The sequence below is a fragment of the Pseudomonas sp. stari2 genome, assembly GCF_040760005.1.
Taxonomy (GTDB): domain Bacteria; phylum Pseudomonadota; class Gammaproteobacteria; order Pseudomonadales; family Pseudomonadaceae; genus Aquipseudomonas.
The window spans coordinates 4700445-4721721 of record NZ_CP099760.1; the positions used below are offsets into that span (position 1 = coordinate 4700445).

At 55.8% G+C, this 21277-nt stretch carries 18 protein-coding genes; 9 read left to right on the forward strand and 9 right to left on the reverse strand.

Annotated elements, in window-relative coordinates:
- Positions 1-8: 8 nt before the first annotated feature.
- Positions 9-98: a K(+)-transporting ATPase subunit F gene (gene kdpF, locus NH234_RS21425; protein WP_007899818.1), complete on the reverse strand. Its 90-nt coding sequence runs from the start codon at positions 96-98 to the stop codon at positions 9-11.
- Positions 99-400: 302 nt separating this feature from the next.
- Here kdpF and eat point away from each other — a divergent pair, with 302 nt between their 5' ends.
- Positions 401-1765, forward strand: coding sequence for an ethanolamine permease (gene eat / locus NH234_RS21430; RefSeq protein WP_367254263.1), 1365 nt, complete (start codon positions 401-403; stop codon positions 1763-1765).
- Between the two features lie 129 nt (positions 1766-1894).
- On the forward strand, positions 1895-2062 hold the full coding sequence (locus NH234_RS21435) for a DUF2897 family protein (RefSeq protein ID WP_065257130.1): 168 nt from the start codon (positions 1895-1897) through the stop codon (positions 2060-2062).
- A 45-nt stretch (positions 2063-2107) separates the two neighbouring features.
- Here NH234_RS21435 and NH234_RS21440 read toward each other — a convergent pair whose 3' ends face one another.
- Positions 2108-2959 (reverse strand): DUF1989 domain-containing protein, encoded by an 852-nt coding sequence (locus tag NH234_RS21440; RefSeq protein ID WP_085730555.1) that lies wholly within the window; start codon positions 2957-2959, stop codon positions 2108-2110.
- A gap of 175 nt (positions 2960-3134) precedes the next feature.
- On the opposite strand from NH234_RS21440, the gene NH234_RS21445 reads away from it, so the two are divergent.
- A complete protein-coding gene (locus NH234_RS21445; protein WP_085730554.1) occupies positions 3135-3692 on the forward strand; it encodes a TetR/AcrR family transcriptional regulator in 558 nt (185 codons plus the stop codon).
- On the opposite strand, the gene fabF is transcribed toward NH234_RS21445, so the two are convergent.
- The 6 genes from fabF to NH234_RS21475 form a co-directional block, all read right to left on the reverse strand.
- Positions 3689-4963, reverse strand: coding sequence for a beta-ketoacyl-ACP synthase II (gene fabF, locus NH234_RS21450; RefSeq protein ID WP_367254266.1), 1275 nt, complete (start codon positions 4961-4963; stop codon positions 3689-3691). The two genes, NH234_RS21445 and fabF, sit on opposite strands and share 4 nt — an antisense overlap.
- Positions 4964-4995: 32 nt before the next feature.
- The gene (locus tag NH234_RS21455; RefSeq protein WP_367254268.1) at positions 4996-5790 is read right to left on the reverse strand and encodes an SDR family NAD(P)-dependent oxidoreductase; all 795 of its coding nucleotides are present in this window, start codon (positions 5788-5790) and stop codon (positions 4996-4998) included.
- A 217-nt stretch (positions 5791-6007) separates the two neighbouring features.
- Positions 6008-6343, reverse strand: coding sequence for a ComEA family DNA-binding protein (locus tag NH234_RS21460; protein ID WP_085730551.1), 336 nt, complete (start codon positions 6341-6343; stop codon positions 6008-6010).
- Positions 6344-6453: 110 nt separating this feature from the next.
- The gene (locus NH234_RS21465) at positions 6454-8448 is read right to left on the reverse strand and encodes a nucleoside-diphosphate sugar epimerase/dehydratase (protein ID WP_085730550.1); all 1995 of its coding nucleotides are present in this window, start codon (positions 8446-8448) and stop codon (positions 6454-6456) included.
- A gap of 126 nt (positions 8449-8574) precedes the next feature.
- Positions 8575-9585 carry a glycosyltransferase family 4 protein gene (locus NH234_RS21470; protein ID WP_085730549.1) on the reverse strand — a complete coding sequence of 337 codons (1011 nt, stop codon included), beginning with the start codon at positions 9583-9585 and terminating at the stop codon, positions 8575-8577.
- Positions 9582-10553, reverse strand: coding sequence for a UDP-glucose 4-epimerase family protein (locus tag NH234_RS21475; RefSeq protein WP_367257222.1), 972 nt, complete (start codon positions 10551-10553; stop codon positions 9582-9584). Before NH234_RS21475 ends, NH234_RS21470 begins: the two co-directional genes overlap by 4 nt.
- Before the next feature lie 544 nt (positions 10554-11097).
- Between NH234_RS21475 and NH234_RS21480 the strand changes: the two genes are divergently transcribed.
- The 6 genes from NH234_RS21480 to NH234_RS21505 all read left to right on the forward strand — a co-directional run bounded on the left by NH234_RS21480 (position 11098) and on the right by NH234_RS21505 (position 19023).
- The gene (locus NH234_RS21480) at positions 11098-12195 is read left to right on the forward strand and encodes a DegT/DnrJ/EryC1/StrS aminotransferase family protein (RefSeq protein WP_085730547.1); all 1098 of its coding nucleotides are present in this window, start codon (positions 11098-11100) and stop codon (positions 12193-12195) included.
- Positions 12192-13136: a glycosyltransferase family 2 protein gene (locus NH234_RS21485; RefSeq protein WP_367254270.1), complete on the forward strand. Its 945-nt coding sequence runs from the start codon at positions 12192-12194 to the stop codon at positions 13134-13136. The genes NH234_RS21480 and NH234_RS21485 overlap by 4 nt, the downstream gene beginning before the upstream one ends.
- Positions 13129-14085, forward strand: coding sequence for a WxcM-like domain-containing protein (locus tag NH234_RS21490; protein WP_085730545.1), 957 nt, complete (start codon positions 13129-13131; stop codon positions 14083-14085). The genes NH234_RS21485 and NH234_RS21490 overlap by 8 nt, the downstream gene beginning before the upstream one ends.
- Positions 14082-14483 (forward strand): GtrA family protein, encoded by a 402-nt coding sequence (locus NH234_RS21495; RefSeq protein ID WP_256575963.1) that lies wholly within the window; start codon positions 14082-14084, stop codon positions 14481-14483. Before NH234_RS21490 ends, NH234_RS21495 begins: the two co-directional genes overlap by 4 nt.
- A gap of 19 nt (positions 14484-14502) precedes the next feature.
- A complete protein-coding gene (locus NH234_RS21500) occupies positions 14503-16686 on the forward strand; it encodes a hypothetical protein (RefSeq protein ID WP_367254271.1) in 2184 nt (727 codons plus the stop codon).
- A 132-nt stretch (positions 16687-16818) separates the two neighbouring features.
- Positions 16819-19023, forward strand: a complete 2205-nt coding sequence (locus NH234_RS21505) for a hypothetical protein (protein WP_367254272.1) — start codon at positions 16819-16821, stop codon at positions 19021-19023.
- Positions 19024-19123: 100 nt separating this feature from the next.
- Here the strand turns inward: NH234_RS21505 and NH234_RS21510 are convergent, their stop codons facing one another.
- On the reverse strand, positions 19124-21160 hold the full coding sequence (locus tag NH234_RS21510; protein ID WP_367254273.1) for an acyltransferase family protein: 2037 nt from the start codon (positions 21158-21160) through the stop codon (positions 19124-19126).
- Between the last annotated feature and the right edge of the window lie 117 nt (positions 21161-21277).

A 21277-nucleotide genomic window follows, 5' to 3' on the forward strand; every position in this document is an offset into this window, starting at 1 on the left:
AGCCGCTCCTAGTTCCGGTCCGCGCGCAACAGCGCAACCAACAGATAAATGAACAGCCCCACTGCCAGCAGCAGGGACACCCCGTCCAGAACGCTCATGGAAGATCTCCGTGTTACGGCTTATTGCCGCGTGTGGAGGCATTGTCGGAAAGGAGGCTGTAAAGGAACGAGACCGAGGGTGCGGGCGGGGCATAAAGAATGCGTAAAGAGTGGGTTTATGCCTTCTTTACGACTGCTCCCGATGGCCGACGCACCTGACTGGCGCACAGAAATGTGGCTATCGAGTAGCGAACATCCCCGATACGACAGCTTTCAGCCCATTGCGACCCGCCAATACAAAATGGCACGCCCACTGCACACGCCCTCCCCCGAGCTTTCCAAACCGTTCAGGGAGCAAACGCATGAACACACAACTCAAACCCACGCTGGGCACATTGCACCTGTGGGGCATTGCGGTGGGGCTGGTGATTTCCGGGGAGTATTTCGGCTGGAGTTATGGCTGGGGCGTCGCCGGAACATTGGGCTTTCTGGTGACCTCGTTCATGGTCGCGACCATGTACACCTGCTTCATTTTCAGCTTCACCGAACTGACCACGGCGATCCCGCATGCGGGCGGGCCGTTTGCCTACAGTCGCCGGGCTTTTGGTGAAAAGGGCGGATTGATCGCCGGATTGGCAACGCTGATCGAATTCGTTTTTGCCCCACCGGCGATTGCGCTGGCGATTGGCGCCTATCTGAACGTACAGTTTCCGGCCCTCGATCCGAAACACGCAGCGGTTGGTGCATACATCGTGTTCATGGGCCTGAACATTCTTGGTGTGAAACTGGCCGCGACCTTCGAGTTGATCGTCTGCGTGCTGGCCGTCGCCGAGTTGCTGGTGTTCATGGGCGTGGTCGCACCCGCCTTCAGCTTCAGCAACTTCGCCCTCAATGGCTGGGCCGGCGCGGACGTGTTCGGCGCACCGGCGATCGCCGGGATGTTCGCGGCGATTCCGTTTGCGATCTGGTTCTTCCTCGCGATTGAAGGCGCGGCCATGGCGGCAGAAGAAGCCAAGGATCCGAAACGCACGATTCCCAAGGCTTACATCAGCGGCATCCTGACCCTGGTGCTGCTGGCCATGGGCGTGATGTTCTTTGCCGGCGGCGTCGGCGACTGGCGCACCCTGTCGAACATCAACGATCCGCTGCCGCAGGCGATGAAAGCGGTGGTCGGCGACAATTCCGGCTGGCTGCACATGCTGGTGTGGATCGGTCTGTTCGGGCTGGTGGCGAGTTTCCACGGGATCATTCTCGGCTACTCGCGGCAGTTCTTCGCCCTCGCCCGTGCCGGTTACCTGCCCGCCTCGCTGGCGAAGCTGTCGCGCTTCCAGACGCCGCACCGGGCGATCATCGCCGGCGGAATCATCGGCATTGCCGCCGTTTACAGCGACGGCCTGATCAACCTCGGCGGCATGACCCTCACTGCCGCAATGATCACCATGGCCGTGTTCGGCGCCATCGTGATGTACATCATGAGCATGCTCAGTCTGTTCAAGCTGCGCAAAAGCGAACCGAATCTGGAGCGGACTTTCCGCGCGCCGTGCTACCCATTGATCCCGTTCATTGCGCTGGTGCTGGCGGTGGTGTGCCTGGTGGCAATGGCCTGGTTCAACGCACTGATCGGGCTGATCTTCCTCGGTTTCATGGCGGTCGGCTTCGGCTATTTCCTGCTCACTGGCCAGTTGCGCGCGAACGCGCCAGCCGACGCGATGCTGACCGGTCAATAGAAGCTGTGCGGGTGTACCTGGCATAACCGGCCTAGAATGGAACCACTGCGATTTCCCATCGCTCAAACGTGGTAAGCAGCATCGCCGGCGAAATCCTCGCCCGGCGACCTGCCATTAAGGAGAGCCGCTATGCCCTGGTATGCCTGGTTGATTCTGGTCGTTGCAATCGGCTCGATCGTGGGGGGTCTGATGATGCTGCGCGACACCGCCAACAAGGTCGAACTGACCGAAGAACAACGTCAACGCGTTGCCGAGCGCAATGCCGAAGCGGACATCAAGGACGCGCAGGACCGCTGAACGAAAAACCCCGCCTGAATCGGCGGGGTTTGTTTTTTGTCGCGGTTACTTTTCCCAGTCGGCCTTGGCAATGTGCAAGCCATGCAGGCCTTTGTACGCCGCGCGCTCCGGCGAGCTCCAGCCTTCCAGCAGAGACTCGTCCAGCCGATAGATTTCCACACCCAGCGGGCGGCACACGCTCAATGGATCCTGCGCGTCCGGCCCCCACATCGCCAGCGACAGATCACCGCCGGGACACGTCGATAATGCACACAGCAAGTCGATTTCCGCAAAGAACTCCAGATAATCGCCCTTCTGCGCCGGGCAGGCCTTCATGAAGTACAGGTCATCATGATTCAGCCCCGTGCACTGAAAGATGTTCAACACGTCATGCACATCGAATTCGGTCAGACCGTGCGGTAGCACGGCGCGGGTCAGGTTGGAGTGGCAGTGATGGTGGAAGTCTTCGCCGGTGAGCATTTTGTTCACATACGGATCACAGCGTGTGCCGAGCAAGTCGTGCAGGCGCCCGCCGTGTTCATCGATGCCGTAATCGGCCAGGCTGTCATCGGTGATGGTCACCAGAGGCCGTAGAAAAGGCAGGTTCGACCAGAGACGATCATGGGTGCTGACATGCGCGCCCTGCAGTTGTCGGGTGCGCGCCGCCCACATCCGTTCACGCGGATCGTGGGCATTCCACACATTGAAGTCGCCCACCTGAGGCCCCACCGGTGTGGTGACACGAAACACATGCCCCGCCGGAACATGCCAGGCGCGGCCGGTGCGGATCGGCACTTCGAATTGCTCGATCAGGGTCCGCGCAGCCTTCTGGTCGCGAATCCGCTCATAAAACGGTGTATTGACCTGCAAGGCCGAGCCCTTACTGACTTGATAGGCGGCCGGATAGTCTTTGTACATGGTTCTCCTGCTCCTTCGGTGATGGCAACTTTGTGAGCTGCTACCACTATCCGTGCCAACCATTGACGGCTGTTACGAACATGTTGGATTCACCGGCAGGCTTTTTAGAAGTAGAAGTACAGTCACCATTCAATTTGCATTGGTTAAGATGGCGGTCTTGTTGCGGAGAGTTTAAATGCGTTACTCGCAAGATCATAAAGCCCAGACCCATCAGCGCATTATCAAGGAAGCATCCGAACGCTTTCGCAAGGACGGCATCGGCGCGACCGGTCTGCAACCGTTGATGAAAGCGCTGGGCCTGACCCACGGTGGCTTTTATTCGCATTTCAAATCCAAGGACGACCTGGTCGAAAAAGCCCTGCAGGCGGCTGGCGATCAGGTCGCGGGCTTGTGCGAGGAGCTGTTCGCCCAGGAAAAACCGCTGGAAGCCTTCATCGATACGTACCTGTCCGAATGGCACCAGACCTCTCCTCATGAAGGCTGCCCGCTGCTGACCATTTCTTCGGAACTGGGATTGCGCGGACAACCGAGCCCGACCAGCGATCTCGTGCTCAAGGCTCGCCTGGATCAGATCCAGAACACCCTTGAAGGCGAGAACGCGGCCGAACGCAGTATCGTCATCATGGCGACACTGGCGGGCGCGCTCCTGCTCTCACGCAGCGTCGCGGATGCCGGGTTTGCCCAACAGATCCTCGACGTCACCCGCGAACAACTCAAGCGCTCCGAAGACTAAGCCTGCCAGCGCTTGAACAGCACGCTGGCATTGACCCCACCGAAACCGAAGCCGTTGGACAGTGCGTATTCGATCGGCATTGACCGCGCCTGACCGTGGACGATGTCCACGCCTTCGCTGGCCGGGTCGGGATTGTCCAGGTTGAGGGTTGGCGGAACGGTCTGGTCGCGGATAGCCAACAACGTGAAGATCGCTTCCAGGCCACCGGCAGCTCCCAATAAATGGCCGGTGGCGGATTTGGTCGAGGTCACGGCGATTTTATTCTGTGCTCCAAATACCGACTTGATTGCAGCCAGTTCACCCAGGTCACCAACCGGCGTCGAGGTCGCATGTGCATTCAGATGCTGCACCTGATCCGGCGCGATACCGGCCTGAGCCAGCGCCAGCGTCATGGCTCGTCGAGCTCCGCTGCCGTCTTCCGGCCCGGCAGTCAAATGATAGGCGTCGGCACTGGTGCCGTAGCCGACCAGTTCGGCCAGTGGCCTGGCACCACGGGCCAATGCGTGATCCAGCGACTCGATCACCAGCAACCCGGCCCCCTCGCCCATCACGAAACCGTCACGCCCGCTGTCGAACGGGCGCGAAGCACGCTCGGGCGTTTCGTTGTAGCCACTGGAGAGTGCCCGCGCCGCTGCAAATCCGGCGAGGCTCACGCGGTCGATGCATGCTTCCGCACCGCCGCACACGGCAATGTCGGCCTCACCGGCACGAATCAGCCGAGCGGCGTCACCGATCGCCTGCACGCCAGCAGCACACGCGGTGACCGGAGCGCCGAGCGGGCCCTTGAGCCCGTGCTGGATCGAGACATGGCCCGCCGCGAGGTTGACCAGAAACGAAGGGATGGTGAACGGCGACAAGCGTCGCGGGCCACGGCTGTCGGTGGTGCGCACGGCATCGGCAATCGCGCCGAATCCGCCGACACCGGAGCCGATGATGGTCGCTGTGCGCTCCTGAGCGAGGGGGTCGTTCGGGTGCCAGCCGGCCTGCTCAAGCGCCTGACGGGCAGCCTCCATGGCAAACAGAATGAAACGATCCATTTTCTTCTGCTCTTTGGGCGGCGTCGCCCGATCCGGATCGAAACCGGCCTCGGCGTCCTCTTCCATTGTCGGCACCACACCACCGACCCGGGCCGGCAGATCGGCAATCACCGCTTCCGGCAACTGGCGCAAGCCCGAGCGCCCGGCAAGCAAACGCTGCCAAACGACTTCGACACCACTGCCCAAGGGCGATACCAGGCCCATACCCGTAACAACTACTCGACGCTGATCCATATCGGGTTGACCTCTCACGACTCAAAAGTCCTTCACTTGTAACGGCTGGCCGCCGAGCTGTGGGACAGGTTGGGCGCCATCACATGACGCGCGGCGACGAAGGCTTGCCACTCTGCGGCGTCTGGCAGCGAAGGAATGGTGACGAGTTCGCCCTGATCCAGCCCGGACAATGCGGCATCGACCATTTCGCCCGCCTCCATGACCATCTCCGCGGGTATGCTACTGGCGTCAGTGCCGGACCGTTCCCAGATTTCAGTTCGGGTCACACCGGGCAATACCGCTTGCACCTTGACCCCGGTGCCTTCAAGTTCCGTATTGAGCGACTGAGTGAGGCTCAACACGTAGGCCTTGCTGGCACTGTAGGTGGCATTGAAACGTTCGGGGAACAAGGCGACCACCGACGCGATATTAATGATCGTGCCGCGCCCGGCGCTGGTGAATGCCGAGGCAGCAGCGGCTGCCAGCCGGGTGAGGGTTGTGACGTTCAATTGAATCAGCTTCTCCAGCGCCTCGGGATCGGCATTGGCCAGCAATCCATTAATTGCCACCCCCGCATTGTTGACCAACAGGCTGATGCTGGAATCGCTGCGCAGGCGCTGCTCAAGCTTGAGCACCTCATTTTTTTGCGTCAGATCGGCCCTCAGCACTTCGACCTGGACACCGTGAGCATCCCGCAACCTGTCTGCAGCAGACCCCAGGCGTTCCTGATCGCGAGCCACCAGCAACAGATCAAAACCACGCGCCGCCAATCGATCGGCATACACCGCACCGATGCCGGAAGAGGCGCCCGTGACAAGCGCCGTGCCTTGGGTTTTCGGTGAATTCATAACGATACTCCTGAAATGCGTGAAGGATGAGCGACCTCTGAAAAGCAGAAGGCTTCAGTGGCGGCTGAAATTATTATAGGCATAATCTCAAAGCAATATGATAGCCGTAATTTTCTATTTTCCGACGGAAAGGCTGTCGTCCTTCTGCGATGTACTCAGGAACCGGGAACCAAAAAGGGCCGGTCAATGACCGGCCCCTTAGCGTTGAACAATAAGCTTAGTTCACTTCCAGCTTGTCGCGATTGCGATCGAGGATCGCCTTGCCGATCCCCTTCACTTCCAGCAATTCATCCACCGACGCGAACGGCCCGTTTGTTTCACGATAAGCAACAATCGCTTTCGCCTTGGCCTCGCCTACGCCTGCAAGTTCCTTCTGCAGAGTGGCCGCATCGGCACCGTTCAGATCGACCTTCTGATTTTCAGAAGCGGCTGAGGCGTCCATCACCACAGGCGCCTTGTTCGTTTCGGAAGAAGCCAGAGGCGCAGCAATGGCGGCAATCGAGGCACTGGTCAGCAAGGCAAAAATCAGGGAGTAGAAATAACCGGTACGCATAAGTGACGCTCCATCATCAATTGAGAAAGCAGCTTTTCCGAAGCTGCTCTCCAAACTTAGGCGATGATGGGAGCCTGTCAAAAACGTGTCCGTTACAGGATGTGAAACAATCAGGGTTCGAGACGGCGCTGCTGGTAGATCCAGTCGACGATTTCGCCGTCAGGGGTGTAGCCGCTGACGGTTTCGCGCAGAAGCTGGCGGACGCGGGAGTAGTCATCCGCATCGACAGCAGCGAGCAGCTCTCCCAACCGGGATTTAAGAACATCCCATGGCAAATGATCTTCACTGGCAGTCATGATCATCGGATGCGGCGTGGCGGCGACGTTGTCGCCGATCAATAGCTCTTCATAGAGCTTTTCTCCAGGCCGCAAACCGGTGAACTCAATTGAGATGTCACCCTGCGGATTACGCTCGGAGCGAATGCTCAGACCGGACAGATGGATCATCTTTTCCGCGAGCTCAACGATTTTCACCGGCTCCCCCATATCCAGCACGAACACATCGCCGCCCTGCCCCATGGAGCCTGCCTGGATAACCAGTTGTGCGGCTTCGGGGATGGTCATGAAGTAACGGGTGATTTTCGGATGGGTGACTGTCAGCGGGCCGCCGGACTTGATCTGGTTGTGAAACAGCGGAATCACCGACCCGGATGACCCCAGCACATTACCGAAACGGACCATGGTGAAGCGGGTTTTATTGACCCGAGAGACATTGGATTTGTCGCCAAACAAAACCGGCGCAATTTCACGGCTCAAGGCCTGAAGGGTCAACTCGGCCAAGCGCTTGGTGCTGCCCATGATGTTGGTCGGACGCACAGCCTTGTCTGTCGAAATCAATACAAAGTTGGACACGCCTGATTGCAATGCTGCCTGAGCCGTATTGAGCGTGCCGATCACATTGTTCAGCACGCCTTCGGCAATGTTGTGCTCGACCATAGGCACATGCTTGTAGGCGGCAGCGTGATAAACGGTGTCGACCCGCCAGGTCTTCATGACATCGAGCAGTTTATGCGGGTGGCGGATAGAGCCGAGAATCGGCAGCAAGTGCACGGATACGGACTCCCGGCAACCACGCCGTTCCAGCTCGGACAGAATGCTGTACAGATTGAACTCACTGTGATCGAACAGCAGCAGCGTGGTCGGTCCCAGTGCGAAGATCTGCCGGCACAATTCCGAACCGATCGAGCCGCCCGCTCCCGTCACCATCACAGTCTTGCCCTTGATACAGCGCTCCAGCAGATCCGGCTGCGCGGGCACCGAGTCGCGTCCCAGCAGGTCGGCAATATCCACCTCTTGAATATCCTCGACCTTGACCCGGCCGCTCGCCAGATCGGTGAAATTCGGCACACTTCTTACGTGAAGCGGAAACCCTTCAAGCAGGTTAAGAATCTCCCGACGCCGCGCCCGGGTCGATGACGGAAGCGCGAGGAGGATTTCCTGGGCGCCTGTGACATCGATCATCTCTTGAATGTGTTTGGGCTTGTAGACATGCAGCCCGGAAATCGAACGCTCCGCAATACTCGGGTCATCGTCAACGAACGCCACCGGGCGCATCACTTTACCCATGCGAAGTGCTGCCACCAATTGATTGCCGGCAACACCGGCGCCGTAGATGGCGACCTTGGTCAAGCCGTTGTCGCGACTGGTGAACGGTACATGCAAAGACGCGGTAAACCAGTCCCCCATGAAGTACTGACGCATGCAAAGGCGCAATCCGCCGATAATGACCAGACTCAGCCACCAGTAGTTGAATATGATCGAACGCGGAACAACGGTTTCGTGATTGCTGTACCAGTAGACAACTACAGCCAAAATCAAGGAGGACAAACTGACGGCTTTGATAATCGCGATCAACGCGTCATTGCCGAAGTAACGCATGACCGCCCGGTACATGCCAAAACGAATAAACAGAGGAATCGCGACAACGGGTGCGCATGCGAACAGCCAGAGATGCACTTTGAAGGGGTTGTACATGTCGTCAATCCCCAGTCGGACAATGAATGCCAACCAGAGCGCGGCCCAGACCAGGATAATGTCTGTTGCCACTTGTATAAGACGCTTTCGCCGCCGGGGCAATCCCAGCAACCGCTCTCTGATCTTGTTCATTGAATCCTCAAACACCTCAGCCCCTCCCTTCAACTGATGCATCGCCTCGGTAAATCAGTAGCGCATCTCGTCTACTTTAAACCTAAATGACAATCTCAATACCGTTAACAGTTATTCATCAACCTTCTATTCAAGTTCACCGGCCCGAAACCTGATTGCCAGCAACAGCAAAGGAGCATAGGCCACAATCAGGCCCAGGCTGCCGTCCAGCCCAAAACGTGTCACCGCCACGGCAACCGGCAACAGCCAGAACATATTGATCGCCGCAACGGCAATAGTTACCGGCAGATGACGACCAAACCGACGAGAGGCGAACTGATAGGCATGGCTGCGATGGGCTTCATACACTTTGTCACCGCGTAGCAATCGGCGAAGCAAGGTGTAAGTTGCATCAACAATGAATACGCCGAGCAGGATCAGCCAGCCCCATAAAAAATCACTCGAAACCGCCGCCGCCTGCAGCGACAGGCCTCCCAGCACGATGCCGAGGAAGCCACTACCGGCATCACCCATGAAGATTTTTGCGGGCGGAAAATTCCAGAACAGGAAACCGGCGACGCACACCGCAAGCAGCAGCGGTGCCCAGACCAATTGCAACCAACCGCCTAGCCAGGCAAGCAGACACGCACTGAGACAGATGCTGATGGCTTCGACACTCGCGATACCGTCAATGCCATCCATGAAGTTGTATAGATTCAGCAACCACACCAGATAAACCACGGCAAGCAACTGCCCAACCACGCCGAGATCGACCTGCCATCCGAAAATCGCGATAGGCGGCAGACCTCCCATCCAGAAAAGCAGCCAGGTGGCGGCTGCAAAATGACCCAACAGGCGCCAGCGAGCAGCGATATGCCCGTGGTCATCCATAAAGCCGATGACCGCGACCAGGCCGCCCGCTCCCGCAATCGCCCAGAACTGAGCCGTGACGATCAGGTCCCGCCAGAGCAGGAAAACCAATGCGACCATGAAAGTCAGGACTATGGCTACTCCGCCACCACGCGGGGTCGGCACAGAATGCGAACTGCGCGCATTGGGAATATCCATCAGGCTGCGCGACAACGCGTAGTGGCGTAATAGCCAGGTACAACCGAAGGACAGAAGTGCAGCGACTGGTATGAACCATCCGTAATTCATGATTGGCGAGTATCCAGAAAGTGTTGCGCCGTCATTGCCAGGGCGCGGTCCAGGGCTACCGGAGGCACCCAGTTCAACAGCCGCCGGTTTTTGCTGATATCAACTTGCAGGGAGGCAAAAATCCTTTGCGACAACGCCCGGCGCCCCAACACGGTGGCCACGCCATTCATCACGCTGACCGGCACCGGCAACAGATGCGCATGGCGCCCCATGGCAACTGCCAGCTTGCGCAGGAGCTGAGTGGTCGATAGATCTTCGCCATCACTGGCCAGGAAAATCTGGTTGGCGGCGCCTGGGTGCTCGGCGCATGTCATGATCAGGTCGACCAGATTGTCGATGGCAACCAGGCTTCGCCGATTCCCTACAGCGCCAAACGGTAGCGGCACGCCGCGATACAGCCAGCGCATCATGCTGAGAAAGTTGGCTTTCACCCCGGGACCATAGACCAGCACCGGGCGGATGATCACCAGCTCCATGCCTGTTTCGGCCGCCAGCACCTGCAAGGCCTGTTCGGCCTCAAGTTTGGAGACGCCATAGGGATCGACGGGAGCGGGCAAATCGTCTGCGGTGAAGGGGTGCCCGGGCGTCGTGACCTCGCCATTGACCTTGATCGAACTGATGAAAACGAACCTGCCGACCCCGGCTGCAGCGGCCTGACGCGCCAGGTTCAAGGTGCCATCGACATTGACCAGGCGAAACGCCGCCAGCGGATCGGCCGCGGCTTCTTTCATGACATGAACGCGAGCGGCAGCGTGAATGACACACTCGACACCGTTCAGCGCCGCACTCCAGTCCTGCGGCGACTCAAGACTCGCGCACGGGACCGAGCGTGCTCCGGGCGGAAGTGGTATCACCGAGCCCCGTACCGGAGCAACGACAGAACACTCTGGTGTCACTGACAGTCGTTCGATTAATGCGCGCCCCACAAAACCGCTGCCACCAGTAACCAGGAATATCTTGGAGCTCATGGGTGACCCTTGGGGAAACATGAATGAGGGCGAAGAGGACGCGCGGACTCTTCGTGAAATGGCAATCAACTGCCCCATCAATGAGGAGACAGACGTTATCCGGGGAATAGCTTTGGGTCGCAGTTTATTGAATCGGTGAACGGTTGACCACTTTCGCTGAACAGCCGTCTTGTAGCACTGGCTCACGATAGTCCGGACTCACGCCGAACAATGATTTGCAGCACAAGATATCGAATAGCCAGAAAATAAACTTTAGCGCGCACTGATTCTTGACGATTCGCAATCCAGTACGACACATCACGTTCAAATCAGTAGTGCCCGTCACGCCAGCGAAAATGCGGTTCCCACCTCCACAACACAAACAAATCGCCTAAATCCGCTTCGCTGGTTGGAGCTGGCTCAGGGTACGGATAGAATCCGTCCGGAAAAGTGGCACGAGCCCATGCCTGCAAGAGCCAACTGCATGCTCGGCACATAATATTATCGGCGAACACCGCCAAAAATACATATATCGCACGTCTTTTGCTTCGAAATGGAGAGCCCCATGCAGCAGATCAATAACCTTGCAGCGAAGATAGAAAAGTTTCAATCGCAAATCAGTTCTTCGGTGCAACGCGTAATTGCCAGCGGCTGGGTGATTTTGGGACCGGAAGTCAAACGCTTTGAAACCGCCTTTGCGCAATATTTGAATGCCGGTCATTGCATCACTGTCGCCAACGGTACCGATGCCATCGAACTGGCTCTCAAGGCTCTGGGCGTCGGCAAAGGCGATCAAGTGGCAACCGTCGCCAATGCCGGGATGTACACCACTACGTCGGTTCTGGCCATCGGCGCCACCCCGATTTTCATGGACGTCGACCTGCAGACTCACGTAGTGACCCTCGAAGGCGTCAAGCAGGCGATTGAAGCCGGTGCCAAAGCCGTGGTCGTCACCCACCTGTACGGCCTGGCAACCCCACAAATCAAGGCCATCGCCGAATACTGCAGCGAGCGGCAGATTCCATTGCTCGAGGATTGCGCCCAGGCCCACGGCGCCGAGCGCGACGGACAGCGAGTCGGCACTTTTGGCGACGCTGCGAGCTTCAGCTTCTACCCAACCAAAAACCTTGGCGCACTGGGTGACGGCGGCGCCGTCGTCACCAACTCCGCGACCATTGCCCAGCGCGTAGCGCAATTGCGCCAATACGGCTGGTCCTCGAAATATTGTGTCGAACTGGACGGCGCCCGCAACAGTCGCCTGGATGAAATGCAGGCAGCGATCCTGTCCGAGTTTCTGCCGCACCTCGACGAGAGTAACGCACGCCGTCGTGAAATCGCGTCGCGCTACAGAAACGAAATCCATCACGCGGATGTAAATCACGCCGAAGATCAAGGCACCGCCTCGGTCGCCCACCTGTACGTGATCAAGTCGGCGAAGCGCGATGCGCTGCAAGTGCACTTGCGCGAAGCACAGATCGCGTCCGACGTTCATTACCCGATCCCGGACTACAAGCAACCAGTCTTTGGCAAGCAGTTCGCCGACTACAGCCTGGCCAACACCGAACAACTGGCCTCGCTGATCCTGACCCTGCCTTGCTACCCGGAAATGACCGACGAAGAGGTCAGCACCGTGATCACCGCCGTCAACGGATGGGTGGCATGAGATATTCCGTTATCGTCCCGGTTTACAAGAACGCTGACTCGATACCCCGGCTGATCCAGGCCCTGACAGACATGAACGACACACTCGAGAATCAGCTCGAGGTGGTTTTTGTGGTGGATGGCAGTCCCGACGATTCGTTTGCCCTGCTCAAGAATGCACTGGGCACCATGCGCTTTTCCGCGCAATTGTTGGCTCATTCGCGCAACTTCGGCTCGTTTCCGGCCATTCGCACTGGCCTGATGGCTGCCAGGGGCGAGTATTTCGGCGTGATGGCAGCAGACCTTCAGGAGCCGCCAGAGCTTTTGATCAGCTTCTTCAAGTCGCTTTCCAATGACGAATGCGACGTCGCCATCGGCACCCGCAACGCTCGCCAGGATCCGCTTTCCAGCCGCATGGCCTCCTCGATCTTCTGGGGTCTGTATCGCCGACTGGTCGTGCATGACATGCCCAAGGGCGGCGTGGATATTTTCGGTTGCAACAAGGCGTTCCGTGAACAACTGCTACAGCTGAACGAGTCCCGCTCGTCGCTCATCGCACTGATCTTCTGGCTGGGCTTCCGTCGCAAGTTCATCGAGTACGAGCGTCAGACCCGCCTCGAAGGCAAATCGGCATGGACCTTCAAGAAAAAGCTCGAATACATGATGGACAGTGTGTTCGCCTTCACCGACTACCCAATCAGACTGCTGACCCGAATGGGCGCGATGGGCTCGCTCATCTCCCTGTTCATTGGCGTAATGGTCATCATCGCGCGACTGTCGGGAGCCATTGAGGTACCGGGTTACGCCGCAACCATGCTGGTGGTGCTGCTGCTGGGGACATTGAATCTGCTCGGGATTGGCCTCGTGGGCACTTATGCCTGGCGAGCCTACGAAAACAGCAAGCAGCGACCGCTGGCCATTGTCTGCATGAAACTCGACAACAAGGAAATTCCAAATGAGTGAGCCGTTCATCCACGCCAGCGCCGATGTCAAAAGCAAGAACATCGGCAAGAACACGCGCATCTGGCAGTACGTGGTGGTCTTCCAGGATGCGGTGATTGGTGAAGACGTCAATGTCTGCTCGCACTCACTGATCGAAAACGACGTGGTGATCGGCGACCGCACGACCATCAAGTCGGGTGTCTATGTGTGGGACGGCCTAAGGATCGGCTCCGACGTATTTATAGGCCCGAACGCGACGTTCACCAACGACAAATTCCCACGCTCGAAGGTCTATCCAGAGTCGTTCTCTCAGACGGTGATCCAGGACGGCGCTTCCATCGGCGGCGGAGCAGTCATCCTGCCAGGCATCACTATCGGCACGGGTGCGATGGTCGGCGCAGGTGCCGTGGTCACAAAATCTGTACCGCCATACGCCATCGTCACGGGATCCCCTGCCCGGATCACCGGCTACGTCGAGAACTCCGCCTTCAGCGATGCAGCCAAAAGCCCTGCGGCGAAACCCGAAGAGCAGTCGGATGCTGTGGTTCGGATCGGTGTGGGCGATGTCACCACCCACCGATTCAAATACATCGCCGACATGCGTGGTGACTTGTCGGTCGGCGAGTTCCACAAGGAAATCCCCTTCACACCAAAACGCTACTTCCTGGTATTCAACGTTCCGAGCCAGAAGACTCGTGGTGAGCATGCTCATCACAAATGCCACCAGTTCCTGATTTGTGTGAAAGGCAGCTGTGCGGTGGTGGTCGATGATGGTACCAATCGGGCAGAAGTTACTCTGGATGCGCCAAACAAAGGGATTTACCTGCCACCACTAACGTGGGGCATCCAATACAAATACTCTGAAGACGCAGTGTTGCTGGTGTTCACTTCCGATTACTACGAAGCTGACGACTATATTCGAGATTATTCGGAATTCGTCAAACTCACCTCGAAAAAATCACCATTGTGATAGCACTTAAAGACAATAACCAAGCTCGTCGCTGGATTCAGTTTCTGATCGGCGGCGGGCTCAACACCGGCCTGACCTACTGCCTCTACTTGATGTTGAGTTACTGGATCGACTATCAGATAGCCTATGCAATCGCCTATGCGGCCGGGATTGTTTTTGCCTACTTCTTCAACTCGAAAGTTGTTTTCAAGGTTCAACAGTCATGGATTGGCATGGCGATCTATCCGAGCATCTACCTGGTGCAGTATCTGCTCGGCGCATTAATACTCAACCTCCTGGTCGAGCACCTGCATTTACACAAAGCGATCGCTCCGATTCTGGTGATTTTGCTTCTGCTGCCATGCAGCTATCTATTGAATAAATTTGTCCTGAAGGTCACACATAAAACAAAACCATAACAGGACCAACGGGCACCACATGACTGCAATTTTCAATCAGGCGCCAACTTTGGCGCCAGCAACACTTCATGGAAAAAAACTGATCTTGCTCGCCCATCTGGGCCCAGCTCTGCTTACCGTATTTTTTATCTGGCTTCCGTTTGGCTTCGCCCTGACCGGATTGCTCGAAGAGTGGGGGGTTGTTGGGTTATTCAGCAGAGTCGGTGTGTTTTTTCTGACCGATGCCGCCAGTGCAATGCCGGCGCATGCCCTTCGACCGCTCACTATTCTTCCTCATGCAATTGCATACAGCCTCGACCCTAACTCGTTCAACTATTGGCATGTCTTACTGATCATTGCCTTGGTGATCAAGGGATGGGCTGCCAGTGTCATCACCACCCGCATCACAGGCGCAATCAAATGGGGAATGCTGGCGAGCGTGCTGGTCATCGTTTTCCCCGCTGACACCATGCAACTGTCGTTCAGGTCCATCCACATCAACTGGGCCCTCAGCCTTGTCTTGTTGGCCAGCGTCCTGCTGATACGGGCACTCGACGAAAGAAACAGAGTCAAGTCCTTAATTCTCAGTGCCCTTGCAAGCCTGATACTCGCTGCCAGCTGCGCGATGTACGAAGTAGCGCTACTGCTGGCGGCCATTCCAGCATTCGTGGTCTTCATACAAGTCGGCATCAAAGGCATTGCTGCGCATATCAAGCGGTTCTACTGTCAACACCTGATCTGGGCGGTCGGCCCGGCCGCGTATATCATCTATGTAATACACACTCTGCCGCTGGTACACAGTTATCAAAGCGCAGTGGTGGGTGATAGTGCACTAGCCTCTGTAAAAATGTACTTCCCCAAACTGTTCACCCTGGGTGTAAAACGAAGCGTTTTCGGCGGCTGGATTGATGCATTCAGAATCACCGGTTCTGAAATCGGCAGTTATTGGTATGTGACCGTCGCTACCGCGCTACTGCTTGCATTGATTGCATTTGCCGCCTGGAAATCAAAAGACACCCTCCTGGTCGAGACAGGTTCGAACTCACGCTGGACGTTGCCCGTGCGCATGATCGCGATCGGACTCGTCCTGATTTGCCTGGGCTATCTGCCGTTCATTTTCAATCCTGCGCACATGGCCGTCAGCCAGAGAACTTTTCTATATGCAGCTCCCGGAGCGACGATGATATTTATCGCACTGCTCCTGTGCATTTACCGATATTCGAAAACAGCCACAGCCACGCTGTCTGCAATGCTGATTTTCACCGGACTGTCAGCACAGCTGTTTCAGTTCCAGCACTACATTGAAATTTCCAAAAGGCAACAGTCGATCCTCAACGACATCGCCCATAACTTTGACGGAAATGCAGTCGGTAAAACTCTGCTGATCCTTGACTACTCCAATCAACTCAATCATGACTGGATGTTTTTGAACCCAGACCTGAGCGCCATCCTTTTCCATATATACGAAAAGCCGGCGGACACCATTGAAGTCTGCTATATGCCTAGCCACGAGTGGCAACAGACCGACCCGTTGCAGCGCAAAGGTACATGCGAGAAAACCGAAGAAGGATGGACACTCAACTATCCCGTGCCGTTTGACACTCCCCCACCACCGAGCAAGAAACTTTCCAATGCGGACGTTGTAACTGTCGAAGTTGGAAGGGGCGAAGCACCTGCTGCCAATGCCGAGCTGAATGCATGGCGCAAGGAGCTGGAGTCCGAGTCATCTCCGGCAGGTGCCCGGCTGCGAGGCATCACTGAATCGCACCCCTGGTTTCAATTCTTCCAGTTCCGCCAACCGCCCCCTGATGAGTACTACTGGGACTTTGGCAGGTGGTGGAGCATGACTCCGCCAATCGCCGGGTCTGGCTGGAGGAACACGCAATGGGAAACAAGACGCTTTGTTCATACAGCTTCGGCGTGGAAAAACGCACCGCAGTCATCTCTCGTTTTCGATTTGATACCTGCATCTGCCCCTTATGAGATCAATGGTTTTTTCAAAAGCTTCGCCAATAAACAGTTACGCGACAAGATGCAGGTAGAAGTCAACGGAATCCATATTCCGCTGCAGTGGATCCAGGACGGCAGATTCAGTGGAAGCGTGCCGGCCGACACACTCAAGCCAGGTCGAAACTCCATCGAATTCATTTCAGATGTGGACGCCGGAAATGGCGGCGTTTCCGCCGAACTGGACTGGATAAACGTTACTAGGCAAATCAGATGAAAGCGCGATAAGTAACGTTGTACAGACGTCATGCTGCGACTGATCCAGCCTGCAAAATGACAAATATCGGACGCTGCCTGTCAGGCCAGAACCCGATCAGGCACCAGAATTTATAAAGCCATGGAAAGATAAATGAGCATCAGGTCATCCACAGCCCCATCCAGTACTCACCCGGACGAAAACTCAGAGCCTGATGCCACTCCTGTGGCGGTAAAGCGCTGGCTCGCACACATTGCTCCCGCAGCCGTTATCATCTTGATACTTTGGCTGCCGTTCGGTTTCGCCATGACCGGGCTGATCGAGGAGTGGGGGATTTTAGGACTCTTCGTCAAAAACGGGATATTCTTCATCTCCGATACCTCCAGCCCGCTGCCGTTACACGCACTGAGACCACTGACGATCCTTCCTCAGGCCGTTGCTTTCTGGCTTGACAACAACTCGTTCTTTTTTTGGCATGTTCTGTTAATTCTTGCACTGCTGATAAAAGGCTCTTCCGTTAGCTACATCATCGAGAAACTGACGAGCAGTTCAAAACTCGGAATTATTGCATGTGCACTGGTCATCATTTATCCAGCAGACACCATGCAACTTTCCTTCAGAAGCCTGCATATCAACTGGGCACTTAGCCTCACGCTATTGAGCAGTGCTGTTTTCCTGCACGCACTGTCACTTAACCGAAAGTCCCATGCCCTAGTGCTAAGCATAGTGGCGAGTGCCCTGCTCTCCTCTGCCTGTTTCATGTATGAGGCTTCACTGCTGCTCGCCTGCATTCCAGCTTTGCTGTTGTTTATCCGTGACGGCATGCTATCGGCGCTGATTCAAATCAAACAGAAACTGCTGGAGCACGCGATCTGGGTCGCCGGAGCCGTTGTTTACGTTGCATACGCCCTCCACACCGCACCACTTGTAAACAGCTATCAAACAAGTGTTGTCGGGTCCAATCTGCTGGCAACTCTGAAAATCACCTACCCAAAACTCTTCAGCATCGGGCTACTGCGCAGCACACTTGGCGGCTGGTTTGATGCCGTACGAATTACCAAACATGAATTTTCCAGCTACGGATATGTAATCGCCGCAAGCGTTTTTTTCTTTTTGATTATCGCGGCGATACTTATATCTAATAGCAAGCACAACAAAGCTGCCACCAAACAAAGCCTTTCCTTTAATGGCAGGCTCGCAATTGCAGGCGTGACACTCATTCTCCTTGGCTACTTTCCATTTCTGATTTCCCCTAGCCATCTCTTGGTTAGTCAAAGAACATTTTTATTTGCAACACCTGGCGCCGCACTTCTGCTGTTGGCAATCATCAGCACCGGATACCGCCTCTCCAAATCGATAACCAATATAGTTTTTGGTTTCTTTTTCATTATCGGAGTGTCATTCCAGCTTTACCAATTCCACCACTACATTGAAATCTCCCGCAAGCAGGCGACGGTACTCAATGAGATCACCGAAAAATTTGATGGCAATATCGAGAACAAGACCCTTCTGATTCTCGACCATGGGAATCAGCTGAACTACATATGGATGTTCATCAACGAGAGCCTGACCGGTTCTTTGTCCTTCTTGTATAACAAACCGATATCAGACATCCAGGTTTGCCATATGCCCAGCAAGCACTGGCAGCACTCGGATTCGCTGGGGCGTAAAGGTCGGTGCGTAGAGAACGCTCAGAACTGGACGTTCGAATACCCGACCCCGGTCAGCGGGCCGGGCTTTCCAGCCTCGGAGCAACCCGCAAGCCTGGTAATCCCCAAGACCTCAATCGTCACAGTGGAGATTGGCAACGAGAGTGAAGACAGTCAGAGCGGTCGTACAACTCCAGAGAGTCGAGGCGTTGTAGCGGAACGTCGAGATGCCATTGAAAGTGCACGCAACGCACAGACACGCTTCGTTCGCTTTGAAGACGCTGTTGTGAGTGACGAATACGACTGGACGTTTGGCAAATGGTGGAGCATGGAGTTGCCCACTCACGGTACTGGCTGGCGAGAAGCCGAGTGGGATATAGGCAGTTTTTATCACCATCCATCGGCCTGGAAAATTGATAAGCACGCCAACCTTGCTTTCGAATTCAAACCCGGAAGCGACATAGCTTATGAACTCAAAGGCCGGTTTACTCTATTCGCGGAACCAGACGCTCAAAGCAATATGATCATCAAACTCAACGGCAAGACCTTACCTGTCCAATGGAGTGAAAACGGAGAGTTCGAGGCAAAAATCGATAACGGCGTACTAAAAAACGGCTCCAACAACCTGGAGTTAGACTCGCCGACCAACGATACCTACTATGGACTGTCCGCCCGACTGGAAGGCATCCATATAAAAAGGCAACAATAAGCCCCGCGAGACACCGGCTCACCGGGCATGGAAATATGCCCCGTGAGCTGGTGAAAAAATTGAAGCTCTTGGCGGGCTTCAACAATGCATCAATGATCAGTCAGCGATCTGTGACACCCAACTCCCGAGCGATCGCTCGCGCGACGAAATCCGAGCCGTGACGGGTCAAGTGAACGATGTCGAGATAAAAAGCATCACCACTCGATGCCGTCTCTCTCATGAGACAACCCTCCTCGTTACACATTTTCTGAGCCACTGAAATGTAAAGGGCGCCTGACTCCTGCGCCAAAATTCTCAAATCCCTTTCCGCAGCGTCGGTTCCAGTGTCCAGCTCACCATTCACCTCCTGCTCCTGACCCATTCCATACTTCTCGTAGTCCAACCGCTCTGATGGAATACGATGCAACGGATCATGACTCCACAAGTTGAAGGCAATACGAGAAGGCGTGTCTTTCCAGGCAGGCGTAGGCCCCAGGAGAATCACTCTACGACTCCCGGCATCCTGAATCTGTTTGACGGTCGCTGACAAAAGCGTCTTGTCATATCGCGGCCACATGCCAGCAAGAATCACAGTATCAGGCACCAGCTCGCGAACCTTATCGATGGTCCACTGATTGTTTGATTTGCACGCCGGATTCTTTCCCTGAAATCCGACTATCGGCGGGCATGACGAAGATGTGAATTGTGCCAGCCGGAATTGTCCGGAGCGATCCGCAAGCCCACGCAACCCCGAATATATGGCGGCGGCATCGGAATCTCCCCACAACACCCACAACGGCTTGTCACCCTTGTCTACGCACTCAGGAGCGTACTGGGTCGCTTCTTGCCCGACATCCATGAAACAGACGAGGTTACGAAGACCTGCGCGGTAGCCGTCGAGATCATATTCGGTCGCACGCTGGATGATTTGCGGGTACCGGGAAGGAAAGCCGCCAGATTTGAAAACGATGCCTGCCAATACACCCGCCACGCACATCAATGCACAAAGAACGAGGACACTGAAACGCTTACTGGAGCCCGAACGAAATGGACGCTCGATATAAACGTATGTAAGAGTCGCGAGAAAAGCACTGCCAGCCAGAAGACCTAAACGCACCAGCCAAGGCACACCTTCCGGATAGGCACTCCTGGCAAACGTCAGCAATGGCCAATGCCATAGATAAAGCGGGAAGCTGATCAGCCCGATAAACGTCATCACACGGTTGCTCAGCAGGGCTCGATTCATCCAGGCACCAGGGCCAGCCACAATAATGAGTGCGGCACCAATAACCGGAAAAAGTGCCCACTTGCCGGGAAAAGGTAATGTGCTATTGATGCGGAAAACTGCATAGACAATGAACAGCATTCCAATAACTGAAATTACAGTTCGCGTCTGCTGCCGATCAAATACCTGTGCAATCTTTTTCATTGATCGGCCGTACCTGTCAGCTCTCAAACACGAGCCCGACCCGAAGCAAGCCAACACCGCACCAACGACAAGCTCCCACCCTCGAGAAAGCGGCGAATAGAAAGTTGCGGTTGCGTGCTCATGCACTCCGATGATGTTCAGTACAAAGGATAAGACTCCAACAATGGCAACAATTGGCAACAGCGGAATTCGCATTCGCCAGACAGCCCAAAACAAGAGCGGCCATATGACATAGAACTGCTCTTCTATCCCCAGTGACCACAGATGAAGCAGAGGCTTGAGCTCTGATGCCTTGTCAAAATAATCGGCCTCACCCCACAAAATGAAGTTTGAGACAAAAGTGGCACCACCAAGAACATGTTTTGCCAGCAGCGTCAGGTCATCGGCAAGCATCGTGCTCCAGCCGAAAGCCAAACATACGGCCAATACGGTAAATAGCGCGGGAAAAATGCGTCGGATGCGCCGGGAATAAAAGTCAGCAACGCTGAACGTACCCTGATCCAGCGTCGTGATGATGACCCTGGATATCAGGTAACCGGAGATGACAAAGAATATGTCCACCCCTACAAAACCGCCCCGCAACAGCGCAGGGAAGGCGTGAAAAAACAATACAGACAAAACAGCGATGGCCCGAAGCCCATCGATATCGGGCCGGTATCCAATATGACGGGTTTGATTACGCGAAACGGGAGAGACTACGGATTGGTTTTGAGTTGCGCTCATCGTCATCGGTATCTACCAAAACTGAGTTACTACCAAAGGGCGGACCTGAAGCCGTCCAAAAAGTGCAGAAAGAAGTACCGGCGATTATTTGACCAGCAGAAGCGAGTTGCGCCGCAAGCCCAG

Coding starts and splice junctions, on each gene's coding strand:
- NH234_RS21500 (WP_367254271.1), top strand. CDS start 14,503: ATGACTGCAATTTTCAATCAGGCGCCAACTTTGGCGCCAGCAACACTT.
- NH234_RS21435 (WP_065257130.1), top strand. CDS start 1,895: ATGCCCTGGTATGCCTGGTTGATTCTGGTCGTTGCAATCGGCTCGATC.
- NH234_RS21455 (WP_367254268.1), bottom strand. CDS start 5,790: ATGAATTCACCGAAAACCCAAGGCACGGCGCTTGTCACGGGCGCCTCT.
- NH234_RS21490 (WP_085730545.1), top strand. CDS start 13,129: ATGAGTGAGCCGTTCATCCACGCCAGCGCCGATGTCAAAAGCAAGAAC.
- NH234_RS21485 (WP_367254270.1), top strand. CDS start 12,192: ATGAGATATTCCGTTATCGTCCCGGTTTACAAGAACGCTGACTCGATA.
- kdpF (WP_007899818.1), bottom strand. CDS start 98: ATGAGCGTTCTGGACGGGGTGTCCCTGCTGCTGGCAGTGGGGCTGTTC.
- NH234_RS21440 (WP_085730555.1), bottom strand. CDS start 2,959: ATGTACAAAGACTATCCGGCCGCCTATCAAGTCAGTAAGGGCTCGGCC.
- NH234_RS21480 (WP_085730547.1), top strand. CDS start 11,098: ATGCAGCAGATCAATAACCTTGCAGCGAAGATAGAAAAGTTTCAATCG.
- eat (WP_367254263.1), top strand. CDS start 401: ATGAACACACAACTCAAACCCACGCTGGGCACATTGCACCTGTGGGGC.
- NH234_RS21445 (WP_085730554.1), top strand. CDS start 3,135: ATGCGTTACTCGCAAGATCATAAAGCCCAGACCCATCAGCGCATTATC.
- NH234_RS21470 (WP_085730549.1), bottom strand. CDS start 9,585: ATGAATTACGGATGGTTCATACCAGTCGCTGCACTTCTGTCCTTCGGT.
- NH234_RS21510 (WP_367254273.1), bottom strand. CDS start 21,160: ATGACGATGAGCGCAACTCAAAACCAATCCGTAGTCTCTCCCGTTTCG.
- NH234_RS21460 (WP_085730551.1), bottom strand. CDS start 6,343: ATGCGTACCGGTTATTTCTACTCCCTGATTTTTGCCTTGCTGACCAGT.
- NH234_RS21465 (WP_085730550.1), bottom strand. CDS start 8,448: ATGAACAAGATCAGAGAGCGGTTGCTGGGATTGCCCCGGCGGCGAAAG.
- fabF (WP_367254266.1), bottom strand. CDS start 4,963: ATGGATCAGCGTCGAGTAGTTGTTACGGGTATGGGCCTGGTATCGCCC.
- NH234_RS21505 (WP_367254272.1), top strand. CDS start 16,819: ATGAGCATCAGGTCATCCACAGCCCCATCCAGTACTCACCCGGACGAA.
- NH234_RS21475 (WP_367257222.1), bottom strand. CDS start 10,553: ATGAGCTCCAAGATATTCCTGGTTACTGGTGGCAGCGGTTTTGTGGGG.